Annotated in this window: 25 protein-coding genes; 16 read left to right on the top strand and 9 right to left on the bottom strand. The window is 63.9% G+C overall.

All coding sequences use genetic code 11. The features are described from left to right. Positions 1 to 84 precede the first annotated feature (84 nt). The 3 genes from JQ628_RS26210 to JQ628_RS26200 all read left to right on the top strand — a co-directional run bounded on the left by JQ628_RS26210 (position 85) and on the right by JQ628_RS26200 (position 1976). Positions 85 to 288 carry a hypothetical protein gene (locus JQ628_RS26210; RefSeq protein ID WP_212226912.1) on the top strand — a complete coding sequence of 68 codons (204 nt, stop codon included), beginning with the start codon at positions 85 to 87 and terminating at the stop codon, positions 286 to 288. Positions 289 to 476: 188 nt separating this feature from the next. Continuing rightward, the gene (locus JQ628_RS26205) at positions 477 to 1496 is read left to right on the top strand and encodes a hypothetical protein (protein ID WP_212226911.1); all 1020 of its coding nucleotides are present in this window, start codon (positions 477 to 479) and stop codon (positions 1494 to 1496) included. A 39-nt stretch (positions 1497 to 1535) separates the two neighbouring features. After that, positions 1536 to 1976: a DUF1489 family protein gene (locus JQ628_RS26200; RefSeq protein WP_212226910.1), complete on the top strand. Its 441-nt coding sequence runs from the start codon at positions 1536 to 1538 to the stop codon at positions 1974 to 1976. A 75-nt stretch (positions 1977 to 2051) separates the two neighbouring features. Here the strand turns inward: JQ628_RS26200 and panC are convergent, their stop codons facing one another. Beyond that, positions 2052 to 2903 carry a pantoate--beta-alanine ligase gene (gene panC, locus JQ628_RS26195; RefSeq protein ID WP_212226909.1) on the bottom strand — a complete coding sequence of 284 codons (852 nt, stop codon included), beginning with the start codon at positions 2901 to 2903 and terminating at the stop codon, positions 2052 to 2054. Positions 2904 to 3173: 270 nt separating this feature from the next. Here panC and JQ628_RS26190 point away from each other — a divergent pair, with 270 nt between their 5' ends. From JQ628_RS26190 to JQ628_RS26180, 3 genes are all read left to right on the top strand, one after another. Then, positions 3174 to 4097, top strand: a complete 924-nt coding sequence (locus JQ628_RS26190) for a division plane positioning ATPase MipZ (RefSeq protein WP_212226907.1) — start codon at positions 3174 to 3176, stop codon at positions 4095 to 4097. Positions 4098 to 4487: 390 nt separating this feature from the next. Next, positions 4488 to 5366 carry an alpha/beta fold hydrolase gene (locus tag JQ628_RS26185; RefSeq protein ID WP_349628127.1) on the top strand — a complete coding sequence of 293 codons (879 nt, stop codon included), beginning with the start codon at positions 4488 to 4490 and terminating at the stop codon, positions 5364 to 5366. Between the two features lie 95 nt (positions 5367 to 5461). Continuing rightward, positions 5462 to 6208 carry a VWA domain-containing protein gene (locus JQ628_RS26180; RefSeq protein ID WP_212226905.1) on the top strand — a complete coding sequence of 249 codons (747 nt, stop codon included), beginning with the start codon at positions 5462 to 5464 and terminating at the stop codon, positions 6206 to 6208. A 19-nt stretch (positions 6209 to 6227) separates the two neighbouring features. Here the strand turns inward: JQ628_RS26180 and JQ628_RS26175 are convergent, their stop codons facing one another. Then, on the bottom strand, positions 6228 to 6626 hold the full coding sequence (locus JQ628_RS26175; protein ID WP_212226902.1) for a DUF302 domain-containing protein: 399 nt from the start codon (positions 6624 to 6626) through the stop codon (positions 6228 to 6230). Positions 6627 to 6757: 131 nt separating this feature from the next. On the opposite strand from JQ628_RS26175, the gene JQ628_RS26170 reads away from it, so the two are divergent. After that, positions 6758 to 7486, top strand: coding sequence for a DnaJ domain-containing protein (locus JQ628_RS26170; protein WP_212226901.1), 729 nt, complete (start codon positions 6758 to 6760; stop codon positions 7484 to 7486). A gap of 224 nt (positions 7487 to 7710) precedes the next feature. Here JQ628_RS26170 and JQ628_RS26165 read toward each other — a convergent pair whose 3' ends face one another. After that, a complete protein-coding gene (locus JQ628_RS26165; protein WP_212226900.1) occupies positions 7711 to 9564 on the bottom strand; it encodes a serine hydrolase in 1854 nt (617 codons plus the stop codon). 413 nt (positions 9565 to 9977) lie between these two features. Between JQ628_RS26165 and JQ628_RS26160 the strand changes: the two genes are divergently transcribed. Then, on the top strand, positions 9978 to 10313 hold the full coding sequence (locus tag JQ628_RS26160; RefSeq protein WP_212226898.1) for a phasin family protein: 336 nt from the start codon (positions 9978 to 9980) through the stop codon (positions 10311 to 10313). A gap of 81 nt (positions 10314 to 10394) precedes the next feature. Here JQ628_RS26160 and JQ628_RS26155 read toward each other — a convergent pair whose 3' ends face one another. Further along, entirely contained in the window at positions 10395 to 11744 is a 1350-nt protein-coding gene (locus JQ628_RS26155) for a vWA domain-containing protein (RefSeq protein WP_212226896.1), read from the bottom strand. A gap of 487 nt (positions 11745 to 12231) precedes the next feature. Between JQ628_RS26155 and clpS the strand changes: the two genes are divergently transcribed. Both clpS and clpA read left to right on the top strand, forming a co-directional pair. Then, positions 12232 to 12564 carry an ATP-dependent Clp protease adapter ClpS gene (clpS, locus tag JQ628_RS26150; RefSeq protein ID WP_212226894.1) on the top strand — a complete coding sequence of 111 codons (333 nt, stop codon included), beginning with the start codon at positions 12232 to 12234 and terminating at the stop codon, positions 12562 to 12564. A gap of 247 nt (positions 12565 to 12811) precedes the next feature. Next, positions 12812 to 15226, top strand: coding sequence for an ATP-dependent Clp protease ATP-binding subunit ClpA (clpA, locus tag JQ628_RS26145; protein WP_212226892.1), 2415 nt, complete (start codon positions 12812 to 12814; stop codon positions 15224 to 15226). A gap of 55 nt (positions 15227 to 15281) precedes the next feature. Here the strand turns inward: clpA and JQ628_RS26140 are convergent, their stop codons facing one another. The 3 genes from JQ628_RS26140 to JQ628_RS26130 form a co-directional block, all read right to left on the bottom strand. Next, positions 15282 to 15731: a PEGA domain-containing protein gene (locus JQ628_RS26140; RefSeq protein WP_212226890.1), complete on the bottom strand. Its 450-nt coding sequence runs from the start codon at positions 15729 to 15731 to the stop codon at positions 15282 to 15284. 98 nt (positions 15732 to 15829) lie between these two features. Continuing rightward, complete coding sequence (locus JQ628_RS26135; RefSeq protein WP_212226888.1) at positions 15830 to 16183, bottom strand: PilZ domain-containing protein; 354 nt, start codon at positions 16181 to 16183, stop codon at positions 15830 to 15832. Between the two features lie 210 nt (positions 16184 to 16393). Then, positions 16394 to 17329, bottom strand: coding sequence for a glycine/sarcosine/betaine reductase selenoprotein B family protein (locus JQ628_RS26130; RefSeq protein ID WP_212226886.1), 936 nt, complete (start codon positions 17327 to 17329; stop codon positions 16394 to 16396). Positions 17330 to 17417: 88 nt separating this feature from the next. On the opposite strand from JQ628_RS26130, the gene JQ628_RS26125 reads away from it, so the two are divergent. The 6 genes from JQ628_RS26125 (at position 17418) to tsaA (ending at position 21629) form a co-directional block, all read left to right on the top strand. Further along, entirely contained in the window at positions 17418 to 18380 is a 963-nt protein-coding gene (locus JQ628_RS26125; protein ID WP_212226884.1) for a lytic transglycosylase domain-containing protein, read from the top strand. A gap of 123 nt (positions 18381 to 18503) precedes the next feature. Further along, positions 18504 to 18935, top strand: coding sequence for a nuclear transport factor 2 family protein (locus JQ628_RS26120; RefSeq protein WP_212226883.1), 432 nt, complete (start codon positions 18504 to 18506; stop codon positions 18933 to 18935). A 74-nt stretch (positions 18936 to 19009) separates the two neighbouring features. Then, positions 19010 to 19750: an AzlC family ABC transporter permease gene (locus tag JQ628_RS26115; RefSeq protein ID WP_212226881.1), complete on the top strand. Its 741-nt coding sequence runs from the start codon at positions 19010 to 19012 to the stop codon at positions 19748 to 19750. Continuing rightward, entirely contained in the window at positions 19747 to 20091 is a 345-nt protein-coding gene (locus JQ628_RS26110) for an AzlD domain-containing protein (protein ID WP_212226879.1), read from the top strand. Before JQ628_RS26115 ends, JQ628_RS26110 begins: the two co-directional genes overlap by 4 nt. A 62-nt stretch (positions 20092 to 20153) precedes the next feature. Continuing rightward, complete coding sequence (locus JQ628_RS26105) at positions 20154 to 21134, top strand: Bug family tripartite tricarboxylate transporter substrate binding protein (protein ID WP_212226878.1); 981 nt, start codon at positions 20154 to 20156, stop codon at positions 21132 to 21134. A 3-nt stretch (positions 21135 to 21137) separates the two neighbouring features. After that, a complete protein-coding gene (gene tsaA / locus JQ628_RS26100) occupies positions 21138 to 21629 on the top strand; it encodes a tRNA (N6-threonylcarbamoyladenosine(37)-N6)-methyltransferase TrmO (RefSeq protein ID WP_212226876.1) in 492 nt (163 codons plus the stop codon). Between the two features lie 109 nt (positions 21630 to 21738). Here the strand turns inward: tsaA and JQ628_RS26095 are convergent, their stop codons facing one another. Next, positions 21739 to 22161, bottom strand: a complete 423-nt coding sequence (locus tag JQ628_RS26095) for an HIT family protein (RefSeq protein WP_212226874.1) — start codon at positions 22159 to 22161, stop codon at positions 21739 to 21741. Positions 22162 to 22210: 49 nt separating this feature from the next. Then, positions 22211 to 23452, bottom strand: coding sequence for a GNAT family N-acetyltransferase (locus tag JQ628_RS26090; protein ID WP_212226872.1), 1242 nt, complete (start codon positions 23450 to 23452; stop codon positions 22211 to 22213). Between the last annotated feature and the right edge of the window lie 44 nt (positions 23453 to 23496).

The raw sequence follows: 23496 nt of genomic DNA, 5'->3' as shown, positions 1-23496 counted from the left end.
CGCGCGCGCCTGTGCTAGGTTGTCGCGGGGTTTCTCAGCCGGCCTTTTGCTGCGGGACCGTGAGCCTGGCCGGCACTTTCTTGTATGGAGAGGGCGTTGAAGCATAAGTACCCGGTGGGAACGACCGTCTATTTTACTGCCAGCAACGTGTCGCGTCCGGCCGCCAGCGGGACCTACGAGGTGATCCGCCTGTTGCCGACGGAGGGTGACGACTGTCAGTACCGGATCAAGAGTTCGACCGAAGCATTCGAGCGGGTGGCGAAGGAAAGCCAGCTCGCCCTGTCCTGAAGGAATTGCGTGCAAGGCCCGGCGGTGTAACGGGTTCCATCCTGACGCGCCGTCAAAAAGGCCCGGTTCGCAATCACATTCTGCGCGATTCTTGAGCGCGTCCGGGACGGACGCCGCGCCGAATGTGTTTTGCCGCGTTGAGGGGGCATCGCGCATGAACTGGGCTCTGTCATGAATTGGGCTCTATCGTGAATTGGGCTTGGGCTTCCTCGCTGGACGAGCTCTGGCATGCGCAAGCATTTCCGATGTGGCTGACGCTGGCCGCGGCGGGATTCTTCGGGATCATCCTGCTCATCACGCTGCTGCGCGCGGAAAGATCGGTCGCCAACGGCGCGCTGACCGTCATCACCTTGCTGGCGATCGGCGTGGCCGCGACGGCCACCATTCGCGCGTTCGGTTTTCCGGGCGGACAGGCTGCTTCCGCCGATCGGCCGTCGTCGCCATCGCTGGTGGCGGCATCACTGCCGGCGCTCGCCTGCGTCGATGATCTCGCCGGCGATGCGGTGCTCAATGCCTGCGAAAAGGTGCTGTTCGGCACAGCCGAATCCACCGCCGCCGCGGTGGCCTATGCCGCCTCGCAGATTTCGCGGCTGACGTCGGCCGGCGATGTCGCTACGGCCAACCGCAATCTCACGCCTGAACTGGAAGCGTTGCGGCGCGCGGTCGAGCGCGACCGCTACGGGCTGATGGCCTATGTGCTGATGGCGCGCGACCGCTGCACGTCGGCGGCCTGTCCGGCGTTCCGCTCGCTCACCAACAGCCGTCAGGTTGCGTCCAACATGGACGAGCGCGTCTACGAGGGGCTGGTGGTGCGCTATTCGGGCACGTGGAACGCACCGCCGGCAGCGGCGGCCCCGCCGACCGGCGCCCTGGCGGCGCTCCCGCCGGGCATGCCGACAGGCAAGCCGACCAATGCCGAATTCCCGTCGGCTTCATCGACACCGGCGGTCAGCATCATGACGCCGGAGCCTACTACGCCGCCGGCCCGCGCCGCGGCACCCCCGGCCGCCGCGCCGCCGGCTGCGCGTCCGTCACCGGCGCCCGCGGCACCGGCATCTGCGGCGGCACCAGCGCCACCGGCGGCGCCGAAGAAGCAGCCGGCGCCGAAATCAGCGCGCGCGCCGACACAAGCCCCGACACAACTCGCGCCGGCCGCGCCGCCGAGTTCTCCACCGGCTCCACAGGCTCCCGCCGCCGACAACGAATGATGCTTTCAAAAGCTGATGCCGCCCGCTATTGAGCGGCTCATGGCACTCCATCTCATCAAGCTCGCGGTCGGCTGCGACTCCGTCAAGGAACTCAAGGAATGGGTTGCCGAACGGATGGCGACCGCAAAGAAAAAGGGCCTGCCGCAGCGCCACATCCACATCACGCGAATGACGCCGAAGCGCGAGGAAGAAATTCTGGCCGGCGGCTCGCTCTATTGGGTAATCCGCGGCGAGATCGCGGCGCGGGAAAAGATCATCGCCCTCGAGCCGTTCCGCGACAAGGACGGCATCGGACGCTGCCGCCTCGTGATGCAGCCAAAGGTGATCGCCGTGTCGCCGCGCCCGATGCGCCCGTTCCAGGGCTGGCGCTATCTGGCCGAAGATGCAGCGCCGCCAGATCTCACGAGGTCGGCGAGCAAGGGCGTGGCCGCGATGCCGGAACCGCTGCGCCGCGAACTCCGCGATCTCGGGTTACTTTGATATCTGGCGCGTCATCGTCTCCGAAAGCCGGTCCCCACTTTGCGCCGACGGGGCCCTTCGGGTCAGGATGATGCGCTAGACGGCGATGTTGTCGATCAGCCGGGTGGTTCCAAGTTTGGCCGCCACCAGCATCCGCATCGGCCCTTCCTTTAGCGAGCCGATCGGCTCCAGCGTCTCGGCGTGGCGGGCCTCGAGGTAATCGAGCGCAAATCCCGCGTTCTCGATCATCGTCCGGCCGGCCGCCATGGCCGTTTCCACGTCGCCGCCGGCGCGCAGCCGCGCTGCCGCTTCCTTCATGGCCTTGTAGAGCGTGGGGGCGATGCGGCGTTCGTCCTGCGAGAGGTAGACGTTGCGTGAGGACATCGCGAGACCGTCGCGTTCGCGTACCGTGCGCGAGCCGATCACCTTGACGCCGAGATCGAGATCCCGCGCCATCTGCGTCACCACGCGAAGCTGCTGAAAATCCTTCTCGCCGAAGATCGCAACGTCCGGGCGGACCTGCGTGAAGAGTTTTCCGACCACCGTTGCCACGCCGCCGAAGAAGTGCGGGCGAAAGCGATCCTCCAGCCCGACGGTCGCCGGACCCTCCAGCAAGATTTTTGTCGCAAATCTTTCCGGGTACATGTTTTTGACATCAGGATGCCAGATCAGTTCAACATTCTCTGCGGCAAGCTTGGCAATATCGGCCTTCCAAGTGCGCGGGTAAGAGCCGAAATCCTCCGTCGGCGCAAATTGCGTCGGGTTGACGAAGATCGAGACGACAACTCTTCCCGCCCTTCGTTTGGCAAGACGAACCAGCGACACATGTCCGTCATGGAGCGCACCCATGGTGGGCACCAACGCGACCGTGGCCTTTCTGGCGCGAAGGCCATCGAGCGCGCGACGCAGGGCGGGGACGTTACGGACGACCATGGGATTTCGGGACATTTTTGCTCGGTCAGTCGGGGGCGGGAAGGCCGTGAGCCTGGCCGCATGGCGGCGGGAAGGCGGACCATATCAAGGCGGGCCGGGAAGCGCCAAGCGGCGTCGGCCAGCGGCCGCTCCGGTACGCAATGATACAAAAAAATGAACCAGGGCGTGACCTCTCGCACACACGAATTATGAATAAGGCCGTAGCTATAGTAATTCGAGTGGGCTGCCGCGCATTTCGCTTGACCGCGGTATGACCTATCTCGAAGATGTAACAGGGGTTGAGTCATGCTGCTGCAAGCCAGTCAGGGGCAGTCCGGTTCGGCACACGTCGTGGTGCTGGGCAACGAAAAGGGCGGTTCGGGAAAATCCACCACCGCCCTGCATATTGCTGTCGCCCTGATGAAAGCCGGTCAGCGGGTTGCCACCATCGACCTCGACTGCCGCCAGCAGAGTTTCACCCGCTACATCAACAACCGCAGCGCGTGGGCGCGCCGCACCGGCCTTCGGCTCGAGCTGCCGGTGCATAGCTGCATCAAGGCCGGGCTGACCATGCAGGTCGCCGACAACGAAAATTCGGAATTCCAGCAGTTCATGGATGCGGTGAGCGCGGTCGAGCATACCTTTGATTTTATTGTGATCGATACGCCGGGCAACGACAGCTATCTGATGCGGCTGGCGCATTCGATGGCCGACACTTTGGTCACCCCGATCAACGACTCGTTCCTCGATTTCGATGTGCTCGGCACCGTCGATCCCCAAACCTATGCGGTGACCGGCGAGAGCCATTATTCGGAGATGGTGCGCGACACCCGCCGCAAGCGCCGCCAGCTCGACGGCGCCTCCACCGACTGGATCGTGGTGCGCAACCGCCTGTCGATGATCGGTTCCCGCAACAAGCAACTCGTCGCCGACGGTCTCAACGAACTGTCGTTCCGGCTCGGCTTCCGCGCGGTCGACGGATTCGCCGAGCGAGTCGTCTACCGCGAGTTCTTCCCCCGCGGGCTGACTGCGCTCGACGATATCGACGAGGTAACGCTGGGCACCCGGCCAAGCCTCGGCCACGTCACCGCGCGCGAGGAGGTGACGAGCCTGCTTCGCCAGTTGAAGCTGCCGCTCGATGAGCGCGGCCGCCGCCGCGCCGCCAACCGGGCCGAGTGGTTCAACCAGGTCGACAAGCCGCTGGAAACCCACGACATCCTCGGCGCGTAAGCGCTCGAGCCTCGCCGCGTAGCGCGCGAGCTTCGGCGCCTGAGTGCTTATTCCGCCAAAAGCGAAGCCTGATCGCAGGTAGGCTGGTACCCAGGGTCCCGGGCGATCCCGGGCTTGCGACGGAACAATTCAGCGATTATTCCGTTTTCACTGAGGCTTTACCTAAGAATTGAACCAGACTTTGAGTGGTGCCGTCGGATAGTACGGAACCGAAGCTTGCTGACGTCTGCCCAAGCGATGGGTGCATCGCACAATGATCAGGCGGGCACTTCACAAGATTTGGACTTCCTGTCACGTCGCTGTGACATATATAACCAACAAGGGACCGCAGAGTCCCGCAACGAAAAACAAGCCTCCAGCGGAGGCTACACAGGTTGCGCCGAGGACGAAATGAAACGTGGAATTGCCGTTCTGCTTTCACTGACCGCGTTGCTTGTTGCCGCCTATTTCAGCGCGAGCAAGTGGGCGATCCGGCATGAGACGATTGCCTTCCACGATCCTGCGCGCAACAACCGTCTGGTGCCGGTGCACGTCGCCGTGCGTTGGGACAAGGAATTGCAGGCTAACGCCGGCATGATCAAGCTGCCGGTGGCGGTGATCAACCACGGCAACACCGTGAAGAACACCGAGTACTCGTTCCTCTCCAACGTATTCGCCTTCCGCGGCTATCTGGTGCTCGCCCCGCAGCATGATCTGCCGACCGATCCGCCGATGGTGACGAAGGCCGGCGAGCTCTATGTCGGCCGCCTGCCGCAGATCCAGCGCGGCGTCGCCAACATTCATTTCGCCGTCGACGAAATGAAGAAGATCCAGCCCAACGCCGATTACACCCGGCTGACCATGGTCGGCCATTCGATGGGCGGCGACATCTCGATGTACTTTGCAAAGCAGTATCCCGACGAGATCAAGAAAGTCGTGACGCTGGACAATCTGCGCGTGCCGTTCCTGACCGAAGGCAAGTTCAAGATCCTGTCGTTCCGTTCCAAGGACACCCAGTTCAAGCCTGACGCCGGCGTCGTGCCCGACGCGGAAGAGTGCGAGAAGGCCGGCATCACCGTGGTCGACACCGGCTTCCAGCACAACGACATGCGCGACACTGGTCCGGACTCGGCCAAGAGCTCGATCCAGAGCATGCTCGACAAGTTCCTGAACGACACCGACAGCGATCTCGCGCCGGTGGCGACCAACAAGGCTCCGCCGGCGATGACCGAGCCGGGTCCAGTGTCGCTGTTCGTGCCCGACAAGAAGTCGAAGGCCGTGGCGAACTGATCCGTTCGCTTGCTGCTCGCGGATCCGACCGTCGGAAGCATTGACCGCGCTTCGAACGGCCTCCACATAAGTTGCACCAGCTTTGGCGAGCGCTTATGGCCGGCGAACCCAGCAAACCGAAATCGCAGAGCGACGTAGCCGCGCGCGGGTCCCGCCCGCTGCCGGACGCGCGATCCACCTCGGACGATATCGCGGCCTTCGTCGCCGCGGCGCGTGCGGTCTCGCCGCATGCCGCGGGCGCGAGGGGCCGGCTGGTGTTCGCGCTCGACGCCACCATGAGCCGGCAACCGACATGGGACATGGCCTGCACGCTACAGGCCGACATGTTCCGCGAAGCTGCCGCGATCGGCAGCCTCGATATCCGCCTGGTCTATTACCGGGGCTTGAACGAATGCCGCGCCACCGGCTGGATTTCGGACTCGGGCAAGCTGGCAAAGCTGATGAGCGGCATCGATTGCCAGGGCGGCAACACCCAGATCGGAAAAGTGCTTTCGGAATCGCGCCGCGAGGCGGTGTCCTCCGGCGTGCGCGCCGTGGTGTTCGTCGGCGATGCCATGGAAGAATCCGTCGACGACCTCTGCGCCAAGGCCGGCGAGCTCGGGCTGCTCAAGGTGCCCGTGTTCATGTTCCAGGAAGGCCATGATCCGACCGCCGAGCAGGCGTTTCGCGAGATCGCGCGGCTGACGGGTGGCGCGTGGTGCCGGTTCGATCCGGGCGCTGCGGCGCAACTGCGCGAATTGCTGCGGGCGGCGGCGGCCTATGCGGCGGGCGGGCGCGAGGCGCTGATGCGGCTGTCGAAGACCGGCGCCGGCGCCGCCAAACTGATCGGTCAGATGAAGTAATCGCGCGCGGCGCGTCTGGTCACGGCGATGTCGCTGCCTGCGCGACTGCACGCAGCGCGGCTGCGATATTGCCGATCGCAGCCTCGGTCTCGCCGGGCAGCGCGTGCCGCCGGGCGAGCCATGAGGGATCGTTGTAGGAGAGCCACGTGGTGCCTGCGTCGTCCTGCCAGACCAGCGCCTTCAGCGGCAGGTCGATGCCGATGGTTTGAGCCGCCTGCATCAACGGCGTTCCGCCTTTGGCATGGCCGAAGATCAGCACCTCGGTCGGTCGCAGCACAAGCCCCGCGGCTGCGGCGCCGGCGGCGTGATCGATCCGGGCAAACACCGCCATGCCGCGGGCTTTCACGTCGGCCTCAAGCCGATCCATCGTTTGGCTCGGCCCGAAACTGCTTTTGAGGTTCGTCAATCCGTCCGCCATGCGGCCTCCAGAGTCGGCTTGCGGTTGGAGGCTAGATAGTAAGTTCGCTTGGCCCGCGCCAAGACCTGAACCAAGACGGATGCGGCGATTGCCGCGATGCTTTTTCCGGTTCGCAGGATTATATTGTAGCCATGCCTACGCTGATTGCCGGTGCCGTCGCTGTTGTCATCCTTTACCTCGCGCTACAGATGTTTCGCGCGGCCAATCCCGCCGTGCTCGCGCGCGCGATCCGGTTGGTCGGCGGCATCCTGGCGCTGGCCGTTGCGGCCTTTACCGGCATCCGCGGTGAATTCGTGGTGGCGATTCCGCTCGGCCTGTTCGGGGCCGGGCTGCTCGGCTGGACGCCGGCGCAGAACATGGGCTTTCCCAATCTCGGCGGGATCTTCGGCGGCGGCGCGCAGCGCTCGTCCGGGCAAAGCTCGCGGGTGCGCTCGCAATTCCTCGACATGACGCTCGATCACGACAGCGGCGAGCTGGCGGGCGAGATCGTGGCCGGTCCCAATGCCGGCCGCTCGCTGCGCGAGTTTGGCCTCGAGGAACTGCTGGCGATGATGCCGGCGTTCGACGCCGAGAGCGTGTCGTTACTTGAAAGCTATCTGGACCGCCGGTTTCCCGCCTGGCGTCAGAACGCGCAGGGCAACGGGGCAGGGCGGCAGAGCCGCGCGGCGGCGAGCGGCAAAATGACGGCGGAGGAGGCCTATCAGATCCTTGGCCTGGAGGCGGGGGCGAGCCGCGACGAAATCGGACGAGCGCATCGCACCCTGATGAAGAAACTCCATCCCGACCAAGGGGGGTCGACGTATCTCGCCGCCCGTGTAAACGAGGCCAAGGATACCTTGCTTCGAACGCATCACAGCTAACTCCGGCAACGCTACCAAACGCTACAAGCCGAGAGCTGCTCGTATCTGCCCTGATCGACGCCCCATTCCGCCCGCCGTTGCCCGGCATGGTCGGATCGCCCTTTCGATAAATTTAACCGTAAATTGTTGACGAGAAGTTTGCGCAGGCGCGCTGCGCCGAGTGCCGCTGCAAATGAAAAAGCCGGCGCAAGCGCCGGCTTTTGCAGTCGAACGAAGCGTCGAGGTCAGTTGCGCGCGGTGATGCAGGGAATGTCGGCGCGCTTGAGCGTGCGGCACACAGCTTCCGCCTGATCGCGCTCAAGGCCTGCGAAGCGGGCGCGGAACAGTTTTCGGTTATCCTTGGCTACGACCGGCTCGGTGAAGGGGTCGGCCTTGTTGAGCAGGCCTTTTGAATGGCTGCGGGCCGCCTCGATGCGCGAACGGGCTTCGCCCTCGCTCTCGAGCGCGCCGACCTGGATGATCCATCCGCTGCGCACCGTCGGAGCAGGGGCGGGCGCAGCAGCGGCGGCCGGCTTGAGGGCGGCGTTCTGCTGCACGGCCTGGGCCTTTTGCGGATCGGCATAGGCCATCGCCTGCGACGGGGCAGGGGCGACGCTGGAGGCGGGCAGCACGCCGAGCACACCCTGGCCGGTGCCGTGGCCCGGCGGCTGCGGCGGCAGCTCGGTCCGTGCCGGCTCGATCCTTGCCGGTTGCTCAGGCTTGGCGACTTCCGCTTTGGCGACGACGGCGTTGGAGGTCTCCGCGACGTCGCCGCGTGCGGGCGGGATCGCGTGGGTGACGGATGGGGTGGTTTGCGAGGGACCTGCGGCGGCGAGCTTCATCGGCCCGGCCTTGACCTGAACGGTCTTGACCCGGACCGGCTTCATCGGCTCGGCGGAGCCGGGGATCGCCGCGATCTGCTGCGTCTGGATCACGCCGCTGGTGAGCGGCGCCGGCTCAGGCTTGGCCGTCTCGGCTTTGGCTTGGGGTTTTGCGGGCAACGGTGGCAAGGCCGCCGCGGCCGCCGCCATGATCGATGGTTTGGCCGGTGCGGCCGACCGGGTCTGCTGCATCGCATCGATGCCGGGCTCGGCCGCCGCCTGGGCGGTGCCCTGGACCTGAACGGTTGCCTGCGACCGCGACGTATCCGCTTCGGCGACCTCGGTATTGGCTTCGGCAGGATTGCGCTCGCTGATGGCGGCAACGGTGCGCTTGGCCGAGGCCTTCTCGAGATTTTCAGCAAGCAGATTGCGCATGGTGGCATCGCGCGAACCGCCGCTGCGGCCGCCCATCACGACGCCGACCAGATGGCGGTTGCCGCGCCGCATCGAGGTCACGAGATTGAAGCCGGACGCGCGGGTGTAGCCAGTCTTGATGCCGTCGACACCCTCGACATTGCCGAGCAGGCGATTGTGGTTGCGGATGGAATGACCGCGATAGACGAACACCGATGTCGCAAAATAGCGGTAATAGCGCGGGAAGCGATCCTGGATGGCGCGGCCGAGCGTCGCCTGATCGCGCGCGGTCGTGAGCTGCTCGTCGTCGGGCAGGCCGGAGGCATTGCGATAGGTCGTCTTGCTCATGCCGAGCGCGCGCGCCTTGCGCGTCATCAGCTTGGCAAAGCTCTCCTCGTCGCCGCCGATCGCCTCGGCGATCACGACGGCAGCGTCGTTGGCGGAGCGGGTGACGAGACCCTTGATGGCGTCCTCGACGCGCAAGGTCTGGCCGGGCTTGAGACCGAGCTTGGTCGGCGCCTGTTCGGAAGCGTGCTCCGACACGTCCATTTGGGTGTCGAGGGTCATCTTGCCGGCTTCGAGACGCTCGAACAGCAGATAGAGCGTCATGATCTTGGTCAGCGAAGCGGGGCGGCGGAGAGCGTCCGGATTGTTCGACTGTAGCGTCGCGCCGGAATTGGCATCCACGATGATCGATGCAAAGGCGGGGCTGTAGCTCGCCCGCGCCTCCTGGTGGCGCACGTGACGGCGGTAGCGTCGCGCGTCCGCGCTATCGGTCGTGAAAATGATGGCTGATGTGGCGGTGGCGAGCCCAAGAACGCAGAGCCGCAGCACGCGCGAGGAAGCCCAGGTTGTACGAAGCATAAACTTCCCCGTCCCCATTTTCTGTCTTGATCACCGGTTCGTGAGGCAAAATTGTGCCCAACGGCCGGCGCCGTTACCCATGCTCAACCCGGTGAGCCGGACAATGCTGTTGATCCGGGACGCCGGTCAAGCCGCTGTTCTAGCTAAGGTGCTGTTGACAAACAGCTTTCTGGCTGTCTGCCGGAAGGCGAACAAGTCCGGGAATCAGGTTAGGGGGCGCGAGTTTCCAAAAGATTAACGAACCGTTGCGTAGCACTGCGGGATTTCGGGCAATTTGCGGAGTTTGTGCGAACGATTGTGCGTCGCACAAGATTCATTGACTTTATTGTGCGATGCAGTATGGTATCGGCGCGTCCGAGGAGCCGGGACTCCCGGCAGCTTGAATCCAATCAGTCTGGGAAAGGACTTCGTTGATGGTCAAGATTGAAGACATTCAGAAGTACGGCAAGGAGCAATACGAGCAGGCCGTCGCCAACGCCACCAACTATCAGAGCGGCGTGCAGGCGATCGTGACCGCCTATGGCGAATACGCCAAGAAGTCCTACGAGGACACCAAGTCGTTCGCGGAAAAGCTCTCGGGCGTGAAGTCGCTCGACAAGGCGCTGGAAGCGCAGAGCGAATACGCCAAGACGGCCTACGAGACCTTCGTCGCGGAATCGCAGAAGATCGCCGGTCTCTACGCCGATCTCGCCAAGCAGTCCTTCAAGCCGCTCGAAGGCCTGGCCGCGAAGTTCGCGCCGGCGCACTAATCGCCGCTTCGGCACCGCTGGAATCAACTGGAATCAAAAAGCCCGGCCGCAAGGCCGGGCTTTTACGTGTCTGCCGTTATCCTACTTGGCGACGCGCAGTTTCGAGAGCGACGTGCCGATGTTGTTGAACGCGTCCACGGTCTGCGTGGGGGAGGTGATGTAGAAGTATTTGTCCGACGAGCTGGCGCAATACTTCATGACATCCTGCTGGCCATCCCCGCCGGTGTCGATCTGAACGGTATAGATGATGATGTTGTTGGGCGGGGCCTTGGCGTTGTCGCACAGGATCTTCTGACGCGCATCGATCTGGCCCTGGTTGCTGCTGAAGCGGTTCTGGGTGTTCTTGCCGTCCGACAACAGCACGATCGCGTCCTTGTACTGGTAGTTCGAATCCTTGGGAGGCGCAGGGAACGGATCGCTGGTGCCGAGCGTCATCCAGGCCCAGGCAAGACCAATGCTCTGGTTGGTATTGCCGGTCGGCTTCATGTCGTCGATCTTTTTCTTCAGGGTTGTCCAGTCTGCGCTCAACCCCAGCATCGGCTGGAGATAGGCGCTGGAGCCTGGCTTGCAGTAGGAATACTGCTCGGCCGGGAACTTGGTGTTGGTATCCGAGGTCGGCGTCGTGTTCAGGGTGTCGTAGGGCTGCGCGCGGTCCATGACGCAGCCGGTCCACTTGCTGTGGTCGTCCGGTGTCCAGGTGGAGCTCGTGCAGTTGCCGCGCCAATCCCGGGTGTTGCAGGTGCTGGTACCGTTGTCGCCGTTCCACTCGGACCAGTCGATCCAGTTGGCGTTGACGAAGCTGGAGCCGACGTTGACGTCCTTGGCGAAGGGAACGATCGAAATGTAGACGTCGCCGGTGGTCTTGGAGAGACCGCTCAACTGATCGATCAGACTCTTCGCGGCCTTCTGCATCGCCGGCATCTTGCCGTCGTCAGCCATCGAGCCCGTGTTGTCGAGCGCCATGGCGACGCGCATGCGCACGTTGCCCCATGCCGAGGTCGAACTGGTGTTGAAATCGAGCTTGGGAAAGCCGGCGACCTTCATGAAGTCGGTCTTTATGTTTCCCGAGCCGTTGACGACGATGGTCGAACCCATGCTGGTCTGGGGGGTGTAGGACGCGTTGACCGTGACCGACTGGGCGTCGTTGTTGTGGAATAGCGCGTTGAAATAGGTTTGCGCCTTGGAGTTGACGTCCGCCTCCTTGATCAGGCCTTCCGAAAGATCCTTTGCGAGCATCAGCGAGGTGGAATCGAGCGCGGCCTGCATCGCCGTGCGGGCGGCATTGGCGCGGCTATAGTCGATGGCGGCACCGACGAAGCTGATGATCGGTACGGAGGCGATCGCGAAGAGTACCGCGATGTTGCCCTGATCTGCGCCTGCAAACCGGCTGGCGGCCGTACGAACGCGACTAAAAATGGATGCACCAGACATGGTTGTCACCGAAATTGGGGTTTTATGCCCGCCATTTCGGGTTAGGCGGCTAAACAGGTGGTAAACCGGTCCGGCGAAATGTGGGTCAATTGCCGCGCAAGCCACGAATTGGGCGGAAAAGCCCGGCCTATCGTCAATGGCCGCTAAACGGACCCTCCATTTTTTTGTCAAATCGGGCAGGATTGATTAACCTTGTCCGGATCGCCGAACCGGGAATCGGCCCTTGCCGCGGGCGGCGAACGACGCTTGCGGCAGACCGGCTCTGGACCCATATTTGTGTCACCGAGCCGGCCTCGACGGGGTCCGTTCCGGCCGGCAGCGGCGATCTGGAAAGCGTTGCGGGAACCCGTCGGGCGGCTCCAGTTGGAGAAACCCGGGGGACGCCAGAGCGTTGTCCGGCTTCCGTGGGGAGTTTTCGAACGTCTGCGCCATGTTGCAATCAGCTTCCAGACCTGATCCGTCCGTCGCCGTCACGTTTGCTCCGGAAATGAGCAACGATGACAACCGCACCAATGGTACTGGCGGTCCCTCGACCTCGGTCATCACCAAGGTCAAGCCGAAGACCAAGCGGCCGAACCTCTATCGGGTGCTGATCCTGAACGACGACTACACTCCGATGGAGTTCGTCGTTCATGTGCTGGAAAAGTTTTTCCAGAAGGACGTCGAGGCCGCGACCAAGATCATGCTGCATGTCCATCACCACGGTATCGGAGAGTGCGGCGTGTTCACCTACGAGATCGCCGAGACCAAAGTGACGCAGGTGATGGATTTTGCGCGCAAGCACCAGCATCCCCTGCAATGCGTGATGGAAAAGAAGTAGCGCCGGTCCGTCGCCCGCCGCAGGCGGAACGGCTTTTGCATTCTTTTTTGCAACGGAAACGCCGCATCCCCGTTGATTTGCGGAGGCGGCGCTGTGTCCGCACGAAGATTTTAGAGGAAAACTACCGCTGCGGGACCGGCCTTTCGCCATGATCGAGCGTAACTATATGAGCTAAAAGATGACAAAGGTTGTTGTTGCCTGACCGGGTAATGGCGATCATGATGCCCTGGGGGCACAGAGGACGCGAATGCCGACTTTTTCTCAAAGCCTGGAACAATCCCTGCATCGTGCGCTGGCGATCGCCAACGAGCGCCATCACCAGTATGCGACGCTCGAGCATCTGCTGCTCTCGCTGATCGACGATTCCGATGCGGCTGCGGTGATGCGCGCCTGTAGCGTCGATCTCGACAAGCTGCGCACCAGCCTCGTCAACTATCTCGAGACCGAATTCGAAAATCTCGTCACTGACGGCGCCGATGACGCCAAGCCGACGGCGGGGTTCCAGCGCGTGATCCAGCGCGCGGTGATTCACGTCCAGTCCTCCGGCCGCGAGGAAGTGACCGGCGCCAACGTGCTGATCGCGATCTTCGCCGAGCGCGAGAGCCATGCCGCGTATTTCCTGCAAGAGCAGGACATGACGCGCTACGACGCGGTCAACTACATCAGCCACGGCATCGCCAAACGGCCCGGTGTCTCCGAAGCGCGCCCGGTGCGCGGCGTCGATGAGGAGACCGAGACCAAGGGCAATGAGGACTCGAAGAAGAAGGGCGAGGCGCTCGAGACCTATTGCGTCAACCTCAACAAGAAGGCGCGCGACGGCAAGATCGATCCGGTGATCGGGCGCAACAGCGAGATCAACCGCGCCATCCAGGTGCTGTGCCGCCGGCAGAAGAACAACCCGCTGTTCGTGGGCGAGGCCGGCGTCGGCAAGACCGCGATCGCGGAAGGATTGGCCAAGCGCATCGTCGACAGCGAGGTGCCGGAAGTGCTGGCGGCCGCCACCGTGTTCTCGCTCGACATGGGCACGCTGCTGGCGGGCACGCGCTACCGCGGCGATTTCGAGGAGCGGCTTAAGCAGGTCCTGAAAGAGCTGGAAGCGCACCCCAACGCCATCCTGTTCATCGACGAGATTCATACGGTGATCGGGGCAGGGGCCACTTCCGGCGGCGCCATGGATGCCTCCAATCTGCTCAAGCCTGCGCTGGCTTCGGGCACCATCCGCTGCATGGGCTCGACCACCTACAAGGAATACCGCCAGCATTTCGAAAAGGACCGCGCGCTGGTGCGGCGCTTCCAGAAGATCGACATCAACGAGCCGACGGTCGAGGATGCGATTGCGATCCTGAAAGGCCTGAAGCCGTATTTCGAGGACTATCACCGGCTGAAATACACCAACGAGGCGATCGAGGCTGCGGTGCAGCTCTCCTCGCGCTACATCCACGACCGCAAGCTGCCTGACAAGGCGATCGACGTGATCGACGAATCCGGCGCGGCGCAGATGCTGGTCTCGGAGAACAAGCGCAAGAAGACGATCGGCATCAAGGAAATCGAAACCACGATCGCGACCATGGCGCGGATCCCGCCCAAGAGCGTGTCGAAGAACGATGCCGAGGTGCTCAAGCATCTCGAGCAGACCTTAAAGCGCGTAGTGTTCGGCCAGGACAAGGCGATCGAATCGCTCTCGGCCTCGATCAAGCTGGCGCGCGCCGGCCTGCGCGAGCCGGAAAAGCCGATCGGCAGCTATCTGTTCTCGGGCCCGACCGGCGTCGGCAAGACCGAGGTGGCAAAGCAGCTCGCGGCCTCGCTCGGCGTGGAGCTCTTGCGCTTCGACATGTCCGAATACATGGAGCGGCACACGGTGTCGCGCCTGATCGGCGCGCCTCCGGGCTATGTCGGCTTCGACCAGGGCGGCCTGCTCACCGACGGCGTCGACCAGCATCCGCATTGCGTGGTGCTGCTCGACGAAATCGAGAAGGCGCATCCGGACCTGTACAACGTGCTGCTACAGATCATGGATCATGGCCGGCTGACCGACCATAACGGCAAGCAGGTCAACTTCCGCAACGTGATCCTGATCATGACCACGAATGCGGGCGCCGCCGATCTGGCACGGCAGGCTTTCGGCTTCACCCGCAACAAGCGGGAAGGCGACGACCACGAGGCGATCAGCCGGCAGTTCGCGCCGGAATTCCGCAACCGCCTCGATGCCATTGTCTCGTTCGCGCATCTCAATGCCGACGTGATCGGCATGGTGGTCGAAAAGTTCGTCCTCCAGCTCGAGGCGCAGCTTGCCGACCGCGACGTCACCATCGAACTGTCGGAGCCCGCAAAGGCCTGGCTGATCGAACATGGTTACGACGAGCAGATGGGCGCGCGGCCGATGGCCCGCGTGATCCAGGAGCACATCAAGAAGCCGCTGGCCGACGAGGTGCTGTTCGGCCAGCTCAAGGGTGGCGGCCACGTCCGCGTCGTGCTGGTCAAGGACGAGGCGACGGCCAAGGACAAGATCGGCTTCGAATTCGTCGAAGGCCCGGTCACGCCAAAGCCGGAAAAGCTGCCGGGCGCGCGCAAGCCGCGCAAGCCGAAGCCGCCGGGCGGCCCCAATGGCGGCGGTGGGCGGCCTAGTGTCCCGCCCTCGCGGGGACCGCTGGTGAAGGCGTGATGCGGATTTGACGACAAAGGCCGGCGGTAAAGCCGGCCTTTTTCTTTTGACGAATTTACGTTCCCGCCTGTGGCGCTGCCGGCGGGCGCGGCTTGCGCGGCGGGCGCGCAGGCGCAGGCGGGGCGAGCGGTTCGAGCGTGACGGTAACGGGATTTGGCTTGTGGTCGGTCGCAGCGCCCGTGTAGGCGTCGACGCCCATGCCCACAATGCCGCCGAGCAGAAGATTGCCGGCGAAACCGGCAGCGCCGGTTCCGGGCACTTCTTTGGTCAGCTGAACAATCTGCGGCGCATATCCTTCCTTCTGGAAGGCGACGGAAATATCCGCATTGCGTTTGACGACGACCGCACACGGCGTCACGCAGGCTGTCGGCACATCTAATCCGGTGATGGTGGCCTCGGCGCCGGACGGTGTCGACGCGATGCTGATGTTTTCGGTTGTTCCGCGCGAGACCGACGCACAGCCGCCCACGACGGCGCACAGCGCCGCAATCCCCACGATACGCATTACTTGCCTCTCCCCCAAGTTGCACGAAACTAAGCGCAACCAGAAGGCGAGGGCAAGGGGTAATTTACCGGATTGAGTTAGGGCGGGGAAGCCCGCCGTCAGTCTTGGCCGATCAGCTCCTTGATGCGGCGCTTGAGCTGGCGCTGCTTGATCTGGCTGATGCGAAGCCGCTCTTCGAGATCGCTGGTCGGCGGGTCCGTCACCATGGTGCGGAAGGCGAGGCCCACGCGATCGGCCTGCCGCCAGATCATCCTGGCGAGGAACGAGCGGCCCTTGCGCGGAATGGTCAGCCGCATCTCCTCGGGCAGTTTTGCGGCCTGGTTGAATTCGACGCAGGCGCCGGTCTCGCTGACATTGCGAACGACGCAGTCCACGGTCGAGCCGCGCTCGTTGATTTCGGCCACGCCGCCGTAGAGCACCTTGTCGCGCGGGCTTTGGCGCCGATCCAGCATGGAAACCTCCCAAATAGGGAGGTCACACTACGCGCCTTCCGCCGGAATAGAAGATGAGGCCGGGAAAGTATGTCGCGTTAACGTAAACCGATCCCGGACGGATTTACCGAAAATGCGGGGCTCTTTTTGTTTGAGCATGATCTCCGCGCAAACGCTTCGCGTTTGTCGCGAGGGAAAACCGGTATCCACTTTTCCGGATCATGCTCTGGTCTACGCCGCGCTTTCGCGAATGCCGCGGGCGATCTGCTTCTGGGCATCGAATTCGCGGCGGCGCCGGGCGAGCTCTTCCGCGCTCAGCATGGCCGCATTGCTGTAGTCGCGCTTCCAGGAATGGTCCGCGCTCCAGCGCAGCGGCGACTGCACCGTGGTCTGCGCGGCCGGCGCGGTCTCCAGCACCCGCAGCGCCAGCTCGAACGTGAAGGCTTGCGAGGCGACATCGTGCGGCTTGCCCGCGGAGTTGCCGAGCGGGAAGTCGGAGAACAGGAAGCGCGGCACCGCCGCGTGCTCGACAATGTCCTTGGCGCAGCCCATCACGACGGTGGAAATGCCGCCCGCTTCCAGATGCCGGGCCACCAGGCTGACCGTCTGGTGGCAGACCGGGCAGTTCGGCACCAGCACCGCGGCATCGACCTTGTCCTCGCGGCAACGCTTCAAGATTTCAGGCGCGTCGGTCTCGATCGTGACGCGATGGCTGCGGTTGGTCGGCGCGCCGAAGAAGCGCGGGGCAACGCCGCCGATCCGCTTCTCGCGCGCAAGACGCAGAAGCTGCGGCAGCGGAAACCAGGTGCCGCTGTCCTCGGCCGAGGTGTGCGTGCGGTCATAGGCGATGTGGGAAATCCGAAGGTCGTGGGCTTTCGAGGTGTCCCCGTCATAGACGGTGTAAAACTTCGCGCCGCCATTATAGGCCGCGCCGGGGCCCTGATCGCCCTTGGCGGCATCGTAAGGCGCGGCCGTGGTGATGATGGCGACGCGGGCCTCGTTGAGCGGCTTCTTCAGCGGCTGGAACGGGGCTGTGGTGTAATGCGCCCAGCGATAGGGGGTCTCATAACCGATCGCTTCATAGTAATCGCGCGTGCGCTGCATGTAGCCGATCGGCGCGTCGTCGTCGGGCGCAAAGCCGGGCTGCTCGTCGGACGGTGCGGTCATCTTGCGCTCCCATATGCGCGCCATCATTGTTATCACAATAGCTAGACCACGGGTTCCCTCTGTCAAGCGAGGTCGCGCGGGAACAGCAATGCAATTGTATCAGCCAGTGCGCGCGGTATTGGGATTGGCGGCGCTGCTGTGCGTGTTCGCGCCGGCGCTGGCCGAAGATGCCGGAGAGGCGACGCGCTCCAGTGCTGCGCGATCGCTACTGGGTCAAAAGACCGCCGATCAGGGGCGCGAGAGCGACACCCGCGAGGCGATGTGCCTGATGATCGAATCCGCGGCAAGGGCGGAAGGCCTGCCGCTGGAATTTTTCGCGCGCGTGATCTGGCAGGAAAGCCGTTTCCAGGCCAACGCCGTCGGGCCGGTGACGCGGAGCGGCGAGCGCGCGCAGGGGATCGCGCAGTTCATGCCGGGCACCGCAAGCGAGCGCGGCCTGCTCGATCCCTTCAGTCCGGTGCAGGCGCTGCCGAAATCCGCGGAGTTTCTCGCCGAGCTGCGCAACGAATTCGGCAATCTCGGCCTTGCCGCGGCTGCCTACAATGCCGGTCCCCGCCGCGTGCGGGAATGGCTCGCCGGCACGGGGCCGATGCCAATGGAGACGCGCAACTACGTCTCCGCCATCACCGGCTCGACGGTGGAGGAATGGGCGAAGGCGGGGCGAACCGAGAAGATGCCGGCGCGTGCGCCAACGTCAAGCTGCCGCCAGTTGATGGTCCTGCTCAAACAGGCGCCCAATCCGTTCATCACGCAGCTTGAAGAGCACGTGACGGTTTCCGCCGCCAAGGTGTGGGGCGTGCAGCTCGCCGCCGGCTTCTCCCGCGAGAAGGCGCTCGCGATGTATTCGCGCGCCATCAAGAATCTTTCCGCCGTGATCGGCGACCAGGATCCAAGCCTGCTCGGCTCGCGATTGCGCACGCGAGGCTCGGCGACGTTCTATCAGGTGCGCATCGGCGCGGACACGCGGGCAGAGGCCGACAACCTCTGCAACCGTATCCGCAAGGCCGGCGGCGCCTGCTTTGTGCTGAAGAACAGGGGCGTGCCGGGTTAGGGCGCTCCCGACATTCGCACCGTGAATGGCGAATATGCCATCGATCGATTGGCAGTTTTCCAGCCCGTCAGGCATCACCGTTGCGCTCCCGCCTTGCTTTGCGGGTTCGCAAGGAGAGTCGAGATGGGAACGATCGAGAACAAGGAAACGATCAGGCGGATCTATGCGGCGTTGGAGAACGGCGACCGCAGCGTGTTCGGCGCGTCCGTGCAGCCGGACTATGTCTGGCGGCTGGCCGGCCAGAGCAGTTGGTCAAAGCGGTTTGCGGGACAGGAAGATGTCCGGACCAATTTGCTGAAGCCGCTGTTCGCGTTGTTCGCCACCGAGTACCGGGCGCGCGCCATCAATCTGGTGGCCGAAGGCGATTTCGTGGTGGCCGAAATCCGCGGTGATGTGCAGACCAAAAGCGGTCAGCGCTACAACAACGAGTATTGCTTCGTGTTCAGATTTCGTGACGGCAAGATCGCCGAGATCGTCGAATATGGCGACACCGATCTGCTGGAGCGCGCGCTGGGCCCGTATGAGGATGCGGTTCGGCAGGTGGCGGCGCATTGAGGTACGCGGCTGCATGCCAGCCCTGAGACCGCCCTCGCTTGACGCCGGTTCCGCCATCGGCGTTAAGCATCGCCATGCCGCTGCCGCCGCTCGAGTCCCCGCAATGGAAAAATCGCTTCCGCGCCTTCGCGTGGGGGATGAGCGCCGTCGGCACGACCGTGCTCGCGCTGGTGCTGTTTGCGACCTATCTGGGCATCGGCGCGCTCGCCCATGACACGCATTTCAGCCTGGGGTGGGCGCTGGCGAGCACGCTGCTGATCTGGGCCGGGCCGGCGCAGATCATCCTGATCTCGACGCTCGGCTCCGGCGCCACCGTGGTGCAGGCGGCGGTAGCGGTCACCCTGAGCGCGATCCGGCTGTTTCCGATGGTGGTGTCGGTGCTGCCGATGCTGCGCACGCCGCAGACCAAACGGCGCCATCTCATCCTCGCGACCCATTTCATCGCGGTCACCCTGTGGGTCGAATGCTACCGCCTGCTGCCGCGGGTGCCGCGCGGGAGCCGCATCGCCTTTGTGCACGGGCTCGGCTGCGGCCTCGTCATCGTCTGCATGATCGCCACGACGCTTGGTTATCAGCTCGCCGCCAATCTGCCGCCTCTGTTCGCGGCGGCGATCCTGATGCTGACGCCGCTGGCGTTCCTGTTGTCGACCGCGCGCAACTGCAAGGAGATTTCCGACGTTCTCGCGCTCGTGCTCGGGCTCGCGCTCTATCCCGTCGTGGCGATGTTTCATACCGGCGTCGACGTGCTGATCAGCGGCATGGCGGCGGGCAGCATTGCCTATGGCGTGCATCGGTGGCGGAGGCGCAGCGCATGAGCGGCTTTATCGGCGACTGGCATGCGCTGCTGATCCTGGTGGTCGCGGGCTTTCTGCCCAACGAAGTCTGGCGCTGGGCCGGGCTGTGGTTCGGCAGCGGCGTCGACGAAGGCTCGGAGGTGCTGGTGTGGGTGAGGGCGGTGGCGACCGCCATCCTCGCCGGTGTGATCTCGCAAATTCTGGTGCAGCCGCCGGGCGCACTCGCCACCGTGCCGGAGTTGCTGCGCTACGGCGCGGTCGCGGCCGGCTTTGCCGCGTTCATGCTGGCACGGCGGTCGACCTTTGCCGGCGTTGCCTGCGGTGAAATCGTGCTGCTGGCGGGCAAATGGTGGCTGGGTTGATTGCGGCGAACGCGCAATCGGCTAGTGTCGGACCATAAAAGAAGAACGCGCGGGGAGACGACATGAACTGGCACAAGGGCTCGGCACTGGTAATCGGCTTCGTCGCGGCGCTTCTGACAGCGCCGCAGGGTTTTGCGGCCGACTACCCGACGCGTCCCATCAAGCTCGTGGTGCCCTACGCCGCGGGCGGACCGACCGACGTACTCGGCCGACTGGTCGGCGAATATCTCGGCCGCGATCTCAAGCAGTCCGTGGTGGTCGAGAACAAGGCGGGTGCGCAGGGAGCGATCGGCGCCGAGGCAGTGGCGCGTTCCGACCCCGATGGTTACACGCTGCTGTTCACGGCAGCCTCGCTGTTCGTGCTCAACCCGGTGCTGTACAAGAAACTGTCTTACGATCCCGTCAGAGATTTCCGGATGCTGGCGCTGATTACCGATTTGCCCGTGGTGATGGAGGTCAATCCGTCGGTCCCGGCAAAGACCGTCGCCGAATTCGTCGCCTACGCCAAGCAGAACCCGGGCAAGCTGAACTTTGGATCGGCCGGCACCGGCGGCACCATTCATCTGGCGGGCGAGATGTTCAAGCAGATGGCTGGCGTCGACATCGTGCATGTGCCCTACAAGGGCGCCGGGCCGGCGCTCCAGGATTTGTTGTCCGGCAACATCCAGTTGATGTTCGACACGCTCGGCACTGCGTTACCGCCGGTCAAGGCCGGCATGCTGCGTCCGCTGGCGGTCAGCTCCAAGCAACGCATCTCCGATCTGCCTGAGGTGCCGACCATTGCGGAGAGCGGCTATCCCGACTATTCAGTCGGTGTTTGGTACGGCATCGCCGCGCCGGCGAAGATGCCCGACGATGTCTCGCAGAAGATCACCGTGAGTCTTAGCCGCGCGCTGAACGACGACGTATTCCGTGCGTCGCTGGAAAAGGTCGGCTTCCCGCCGCTGCGCCCGAAGACACAAACCGAGATCGACGCATTCGTCAACGAGGATCGCGCGCGCTGGACGGGCGTGGTCAAGAGTCTCAACATATCGCTGGATTAGAACATGGTTCGAGAAAGTGAACTGCGCGAGGGCGAAGTCGCCGTCGATATGCCCGCACCGCGCGATGCCGGACTCGTCTTCATCGGCCGCATCCGTACGCCCTGGACCTCGCGGCTGGAGACGCCGCGGCAGGGACGGCAGGACGGCCCGGTATGCCGGCTGGAGATCTTCGAGCCCTGGGTGGCTGCCATCAAGGGCGTCGATTTCTACGAAAATCTCGAGGTGATCTACTGGCTGCACCAGTCGCGCCGCGACCTCGTGCTGCAAAGCCCGAAGAACAACCAGAAGACCCGCGGCACCTTCTCGCTGCGCTCGCCGGTGCGGCCCAACCCGATCGCGACCTCGATCGTCAAGTTCGTCGCCATCGAGGGCAATGTCATCCTGGTGCGCGGGCTCGACTGCCTCGACGACACGCCGCTTTTGGACATCAAGCCGGACCGCTGCGAATTCACCCCGCTGGCCCCGCCGCAGCCCGGGGATTTTCAGACGGAGTAGCCGTCATTCCGGGGCATCGCGAAGCGATGAGCCCGGAATCCATAACCACGATCGGGAGTATGGATTCCGGGCCCGCGCCAAGCGGCGCGTCCCGGAATGACGAGGTGTACTATCCCAGCGCCGCGATCAGTTTCGTCGCATTGTCCTCCAGCACTTTCGCGTCTTCCTTGCGGCTGGCGGGCGGCAGCAGCTGCACGCCGTCGTGGCGCGGCATCACGTGCATGTGCAAGTGGAAGACGACCTGTCCGCCGGCAGGCTCGTTGAATTGCTGGATGGTGATGCCGTCGGCCTTGAACGCCTTCATCGCGGCGGCCGAGATCCGGTGCGCGGCGCGGGCGACGTGCGCGTAATCGTCGGGCGTGATGTCGAGGATGTTGCGGGCAGGGCGTTTCGGGATCACCAGCGTGTGGCCGGGCGAGCGCGGCATGATGTCGAGGAAGGCAAGCACATGCTCGTCCTCAAAGACCTTGTAACAGGGGAATTCGCCGCGCAGGATTTTTGCGAAGGGGTTTTGCGGATCATAGGCGGGCATCGCGGCGTCTCCTGAAATCGAACTGTTTTGAGATGTTTAGCCGAAACGCTTAAGGCGCGTCATCAGCGCTTTTGCGGAACGGGCCGGCGGCGGCGAGTTCGCGGCCGGCTTCCGCGACATAGGCGCGCTCGCGCTTGAGGTAATCGGCGATGGCCCGGCGCAGATCGGGATCGGCAATGAAATGTGCGGACCAGGTGGTCTGCGGCAGGTATCCGCGCGCCAGCTTGTGCTCGCCTTGCGCGCCGGCCTCGACCGTCTTCAACCCGCGCTGGATCGCGAAATCGATCGCCTGGTAATAGCAGACCTCGAAATGCAGAAACGGATGGTGCTCGATCGCGCCCCAGTTGCGGCCGAACAGCGTGTCCGAACCGACGAAATTGATCGCCCCCGCGATCCAGCGGCCGTTGCGTCTGGCCATCACCAGCAGCACGTCATCGGCCATGCTCTCGCCGATCAGCGAGAAGAATTTTCGCGTCAAATACGGCCGGCCCCATTTGCGCGAACCGGTCTCCATGTAGAAGGCGAAGAAGGCATCCCAGGCTTCCTCGTTGAGCTCGCTGCCGGTCAGCCAGTGAATGGTGATCCCGGCCGCGAGCGCCTCACGACGCTCGCGCTTGATCGCCTTGCGGTGACGCGAATTCAGCGTGGCGAGGAAATCGTCGAAGGTTTTGTAGCCGTCATTCTGCCAATGGAATTGCTGGTCGTTGCGGATCAGGAAACCGTGGCCGGCCAGGAATTTCGCTTCCGCCTCGCGCGCAAAGGTGACGTGCACCGAGGAGGCATTGGTCGCGTTGCACAGCGCCATCAGCCCGGCCGCGAGCGCCTCGCCGATGCGGTCGCGGTCGACACCGTCGCGGATCAGCAGGCGAGGGCCGGTCGCCGGCGTGAACGGCACCGAGGTCTGTAGCTTTGGATAATACCGTCCGCCGGCGCGCTCATAGGCATCGGCCCAGCCGCGGTCGAACACGTATTCGCCTTGCGAATGATTCTTGAGGTAACAGGGCACGATGCCGGCGATCCTGCCGTCGAGCTTGGCGATCAGATGCCGCGCGCTCCAGCCGGTGCGCGCCGTGGCCGAGCCGGAGGCTTCGGCGGCGGCAAAAAACGCGTGGGAGACGAAAGGGTTGTAGTAGGCCTTTGAAGCGGTGCAGGAATCGCCGGCAGGCGCCAGCGTATCCAGATTCTCAAGTCCGGCCGCATCGCCCTTCGGATTGGCGCAGGCATCCCAATCGGCAGCGGGGATGTCGCTGACGGAAGGAACCGCTTCGAGGGTGATTTCGGACGAGGCCATCTAGGGCCAAGATCGTGCATTGCACAGGCGACTTCAAGGCCGGC

Source organism: Bradyrhizobium lablabi (genome assembly GCF_018129385.1).
Taxonomy (GTDB): domain Bacteria; phylum Pseudomonadota; class Alphaproteobacteria; order Rhizobiales; family Xanthobacteraceae; genus Bradyrhizobium; species Bradyrhizobium lablabi_C.
Note: the sequence above shows the minus strand (reverse complement) of the source record. Positions and strands in the feature narration are given on the sequence as shown.

Bases quoted from the DNA above. Each gene is read 5' to 3' on its own strand.
- JQ628_RS26210 (WP_212226912.1), top strand. From the start codon at position 85: ATGGAGAGGGCGTTGAAGCATAAGTACCCGGTGGGAACGACCGTCTAT.
- JQ628_RS26200 (WP_212226910.1), top strand. From the start codon at position 1,536: ATGGCACTCCATCTCATCAAGCTCGCGGTCGGCTGCGACTCCGTCAAG.
- panC (WP_212226909.1), bottom strand. From the start codon at position 2,903: ATGTCCCGAAATCCCATGGTCGTCCGTAACGTCCCCGCCCTGCGTCGC.
- JQ628_RS26190 (WP_212226907.1), top strand. From the start codon at position 3,174: ATGCTGCTGCAAGCCAGTCAGGGGCAGTCCGGTTCGGCACACGTCGTG.
- JQ628_RS26185 (WP_349628127.1), top strand. From the start codon at position 4,488: ATGAAACGTGGAATTGCCGTTCTGCTTTCACTGACCGCGTTGCTTGTT.
- JQ628_RS26180 (WP_212226905.1), top strand. From the start codon at position 5,462: ATGGCCGGCGAACCCAGCAAACCGAAATCGCAGAGCGACGTAGCCGCG.
- JQ628_RS26175 (WP_212226902.1), bottom strand. From the start codon at position 6,626: ATGGCGGACGGATTGACGAACCTCAAAAGCAGTTTCGGGCCGAGCCAA.
- JQ628_RS26170 (WP_212226901.1), top strand. From the start codon at position 6,758: ATGCCTACGCTGATTGCCGGTGCCGTCGCTGTTGTCATCCTTTACCTC.
- JQ628_RS26165 (WP_212226900.1), bottom strand. From the start codon at position 9,564: ATGCTTCGTACAACCTGGGCTTCCTCGCGCGTGCTGCGGCTCTGCGTT.
- JQ628_RS26160 (WP_212226898.1), top strand. From the start codon at position 9,978: ATGGTCAAGATTGAAGACATTCAGAAGTACGGCAAGGAGCAATACGAG.
- JQ628_RS26155 (WP_212226896.1), bottom strand. From the start codon at position 11,744: ATGTCTGGTGCATCCATTTTTAGTCGCGTTCGTACGGCCGCCAGCCGG.
- clpS (WP_212226894.1), top strand. From the start codon at position 12,232: ATGAGCAACGATGACAACCGCACCAATGGTACTGGCGGTCCCTCGACC.
- clpA (WP_212226892.1), top strand. From the start codon at position 12,812: ATGCCGACTTTTTCTCAAAGCCTGGAACAATCCCTGCATCGTGCGCTG.
- JQ628_RS26140 (WP_212226890.1), bottom strand. From the start codon at position 15,731: ATGCGTATCGTGGGGATTGCGGCGCTGTGCGCCGTCGTGGGCGGCTGT.
- JQ628_RS26135 (WP_212226888.1), bottom strand. From the start codon at position 16,183: ATGCTGGATCGGCGCCAAAGCCCGCGCGACAAGGTGCTCTACGGCGGC.
- JQ628_RS26130 (WP_212226886.1), bottom strand. From the start codon at position 17,329: ATGACCGCACCGTCCGACGAGCAGCCCGGCTTTGCGCCCGACGACGAC.
- JQ628_RS26125 (WP_212226884.1), top strand. From the start codon at position 17,418: ATGCAATTGTATCAGCCAGTGCGCGCGGTATTGGGATTGGCGGCGCTG.
- JQ628_RS26120 (WP_212226883.1), top strand. From the start codon at position 18,504: ATGGGAACGATCGAGAACAAGGAAACGATCAGGCGGATCTATGCGGCG.
- JQ628_RS26115 (WP_212226881.1), top strand. From the start codon at position 19,010: ATGCCGCTGCCGCCGCTCGAGTCCCCGCAATGGAAAAATCGCTTCCGC.
- JQ628_RS26110 (WP_212226879.1), top strand. From the start codon at position 19,747: ATGAGCGGCTTTATCGGCGACTGGCATGCGCTGCTGATCCTGGTGGTC.
- JQ628_RS26105 (WP_212226878.1), top strand. From the start codon at position 20,154: ATGAACTGGCACAAGGGCTCGGCACTGGTAATCGGCTTCGTCGCGGCG.
- tsaA (WP_212226876.1), top strand. From the start codon at position 21,138: ATGGTTCGAGAAAGTGAACTGCGCGAGGGCGAAGTCGCCGTCGATATG.
- JQ628_RS26095 (WP_212226874.1), bottom strand. From the start codon at position 22,161: ATGCCCGCCTATGATCCGCAAAACCCCTTCGCAAAAATCCTGCGCGGC.
- JQ628_RS26090 (WP_212226872.1), bottom strand. From the start codon at position 23,452: ATGGCCTCGTCCGAAATCACCCTCGAAGCGGTTCCTTCCGTCAGCGAC.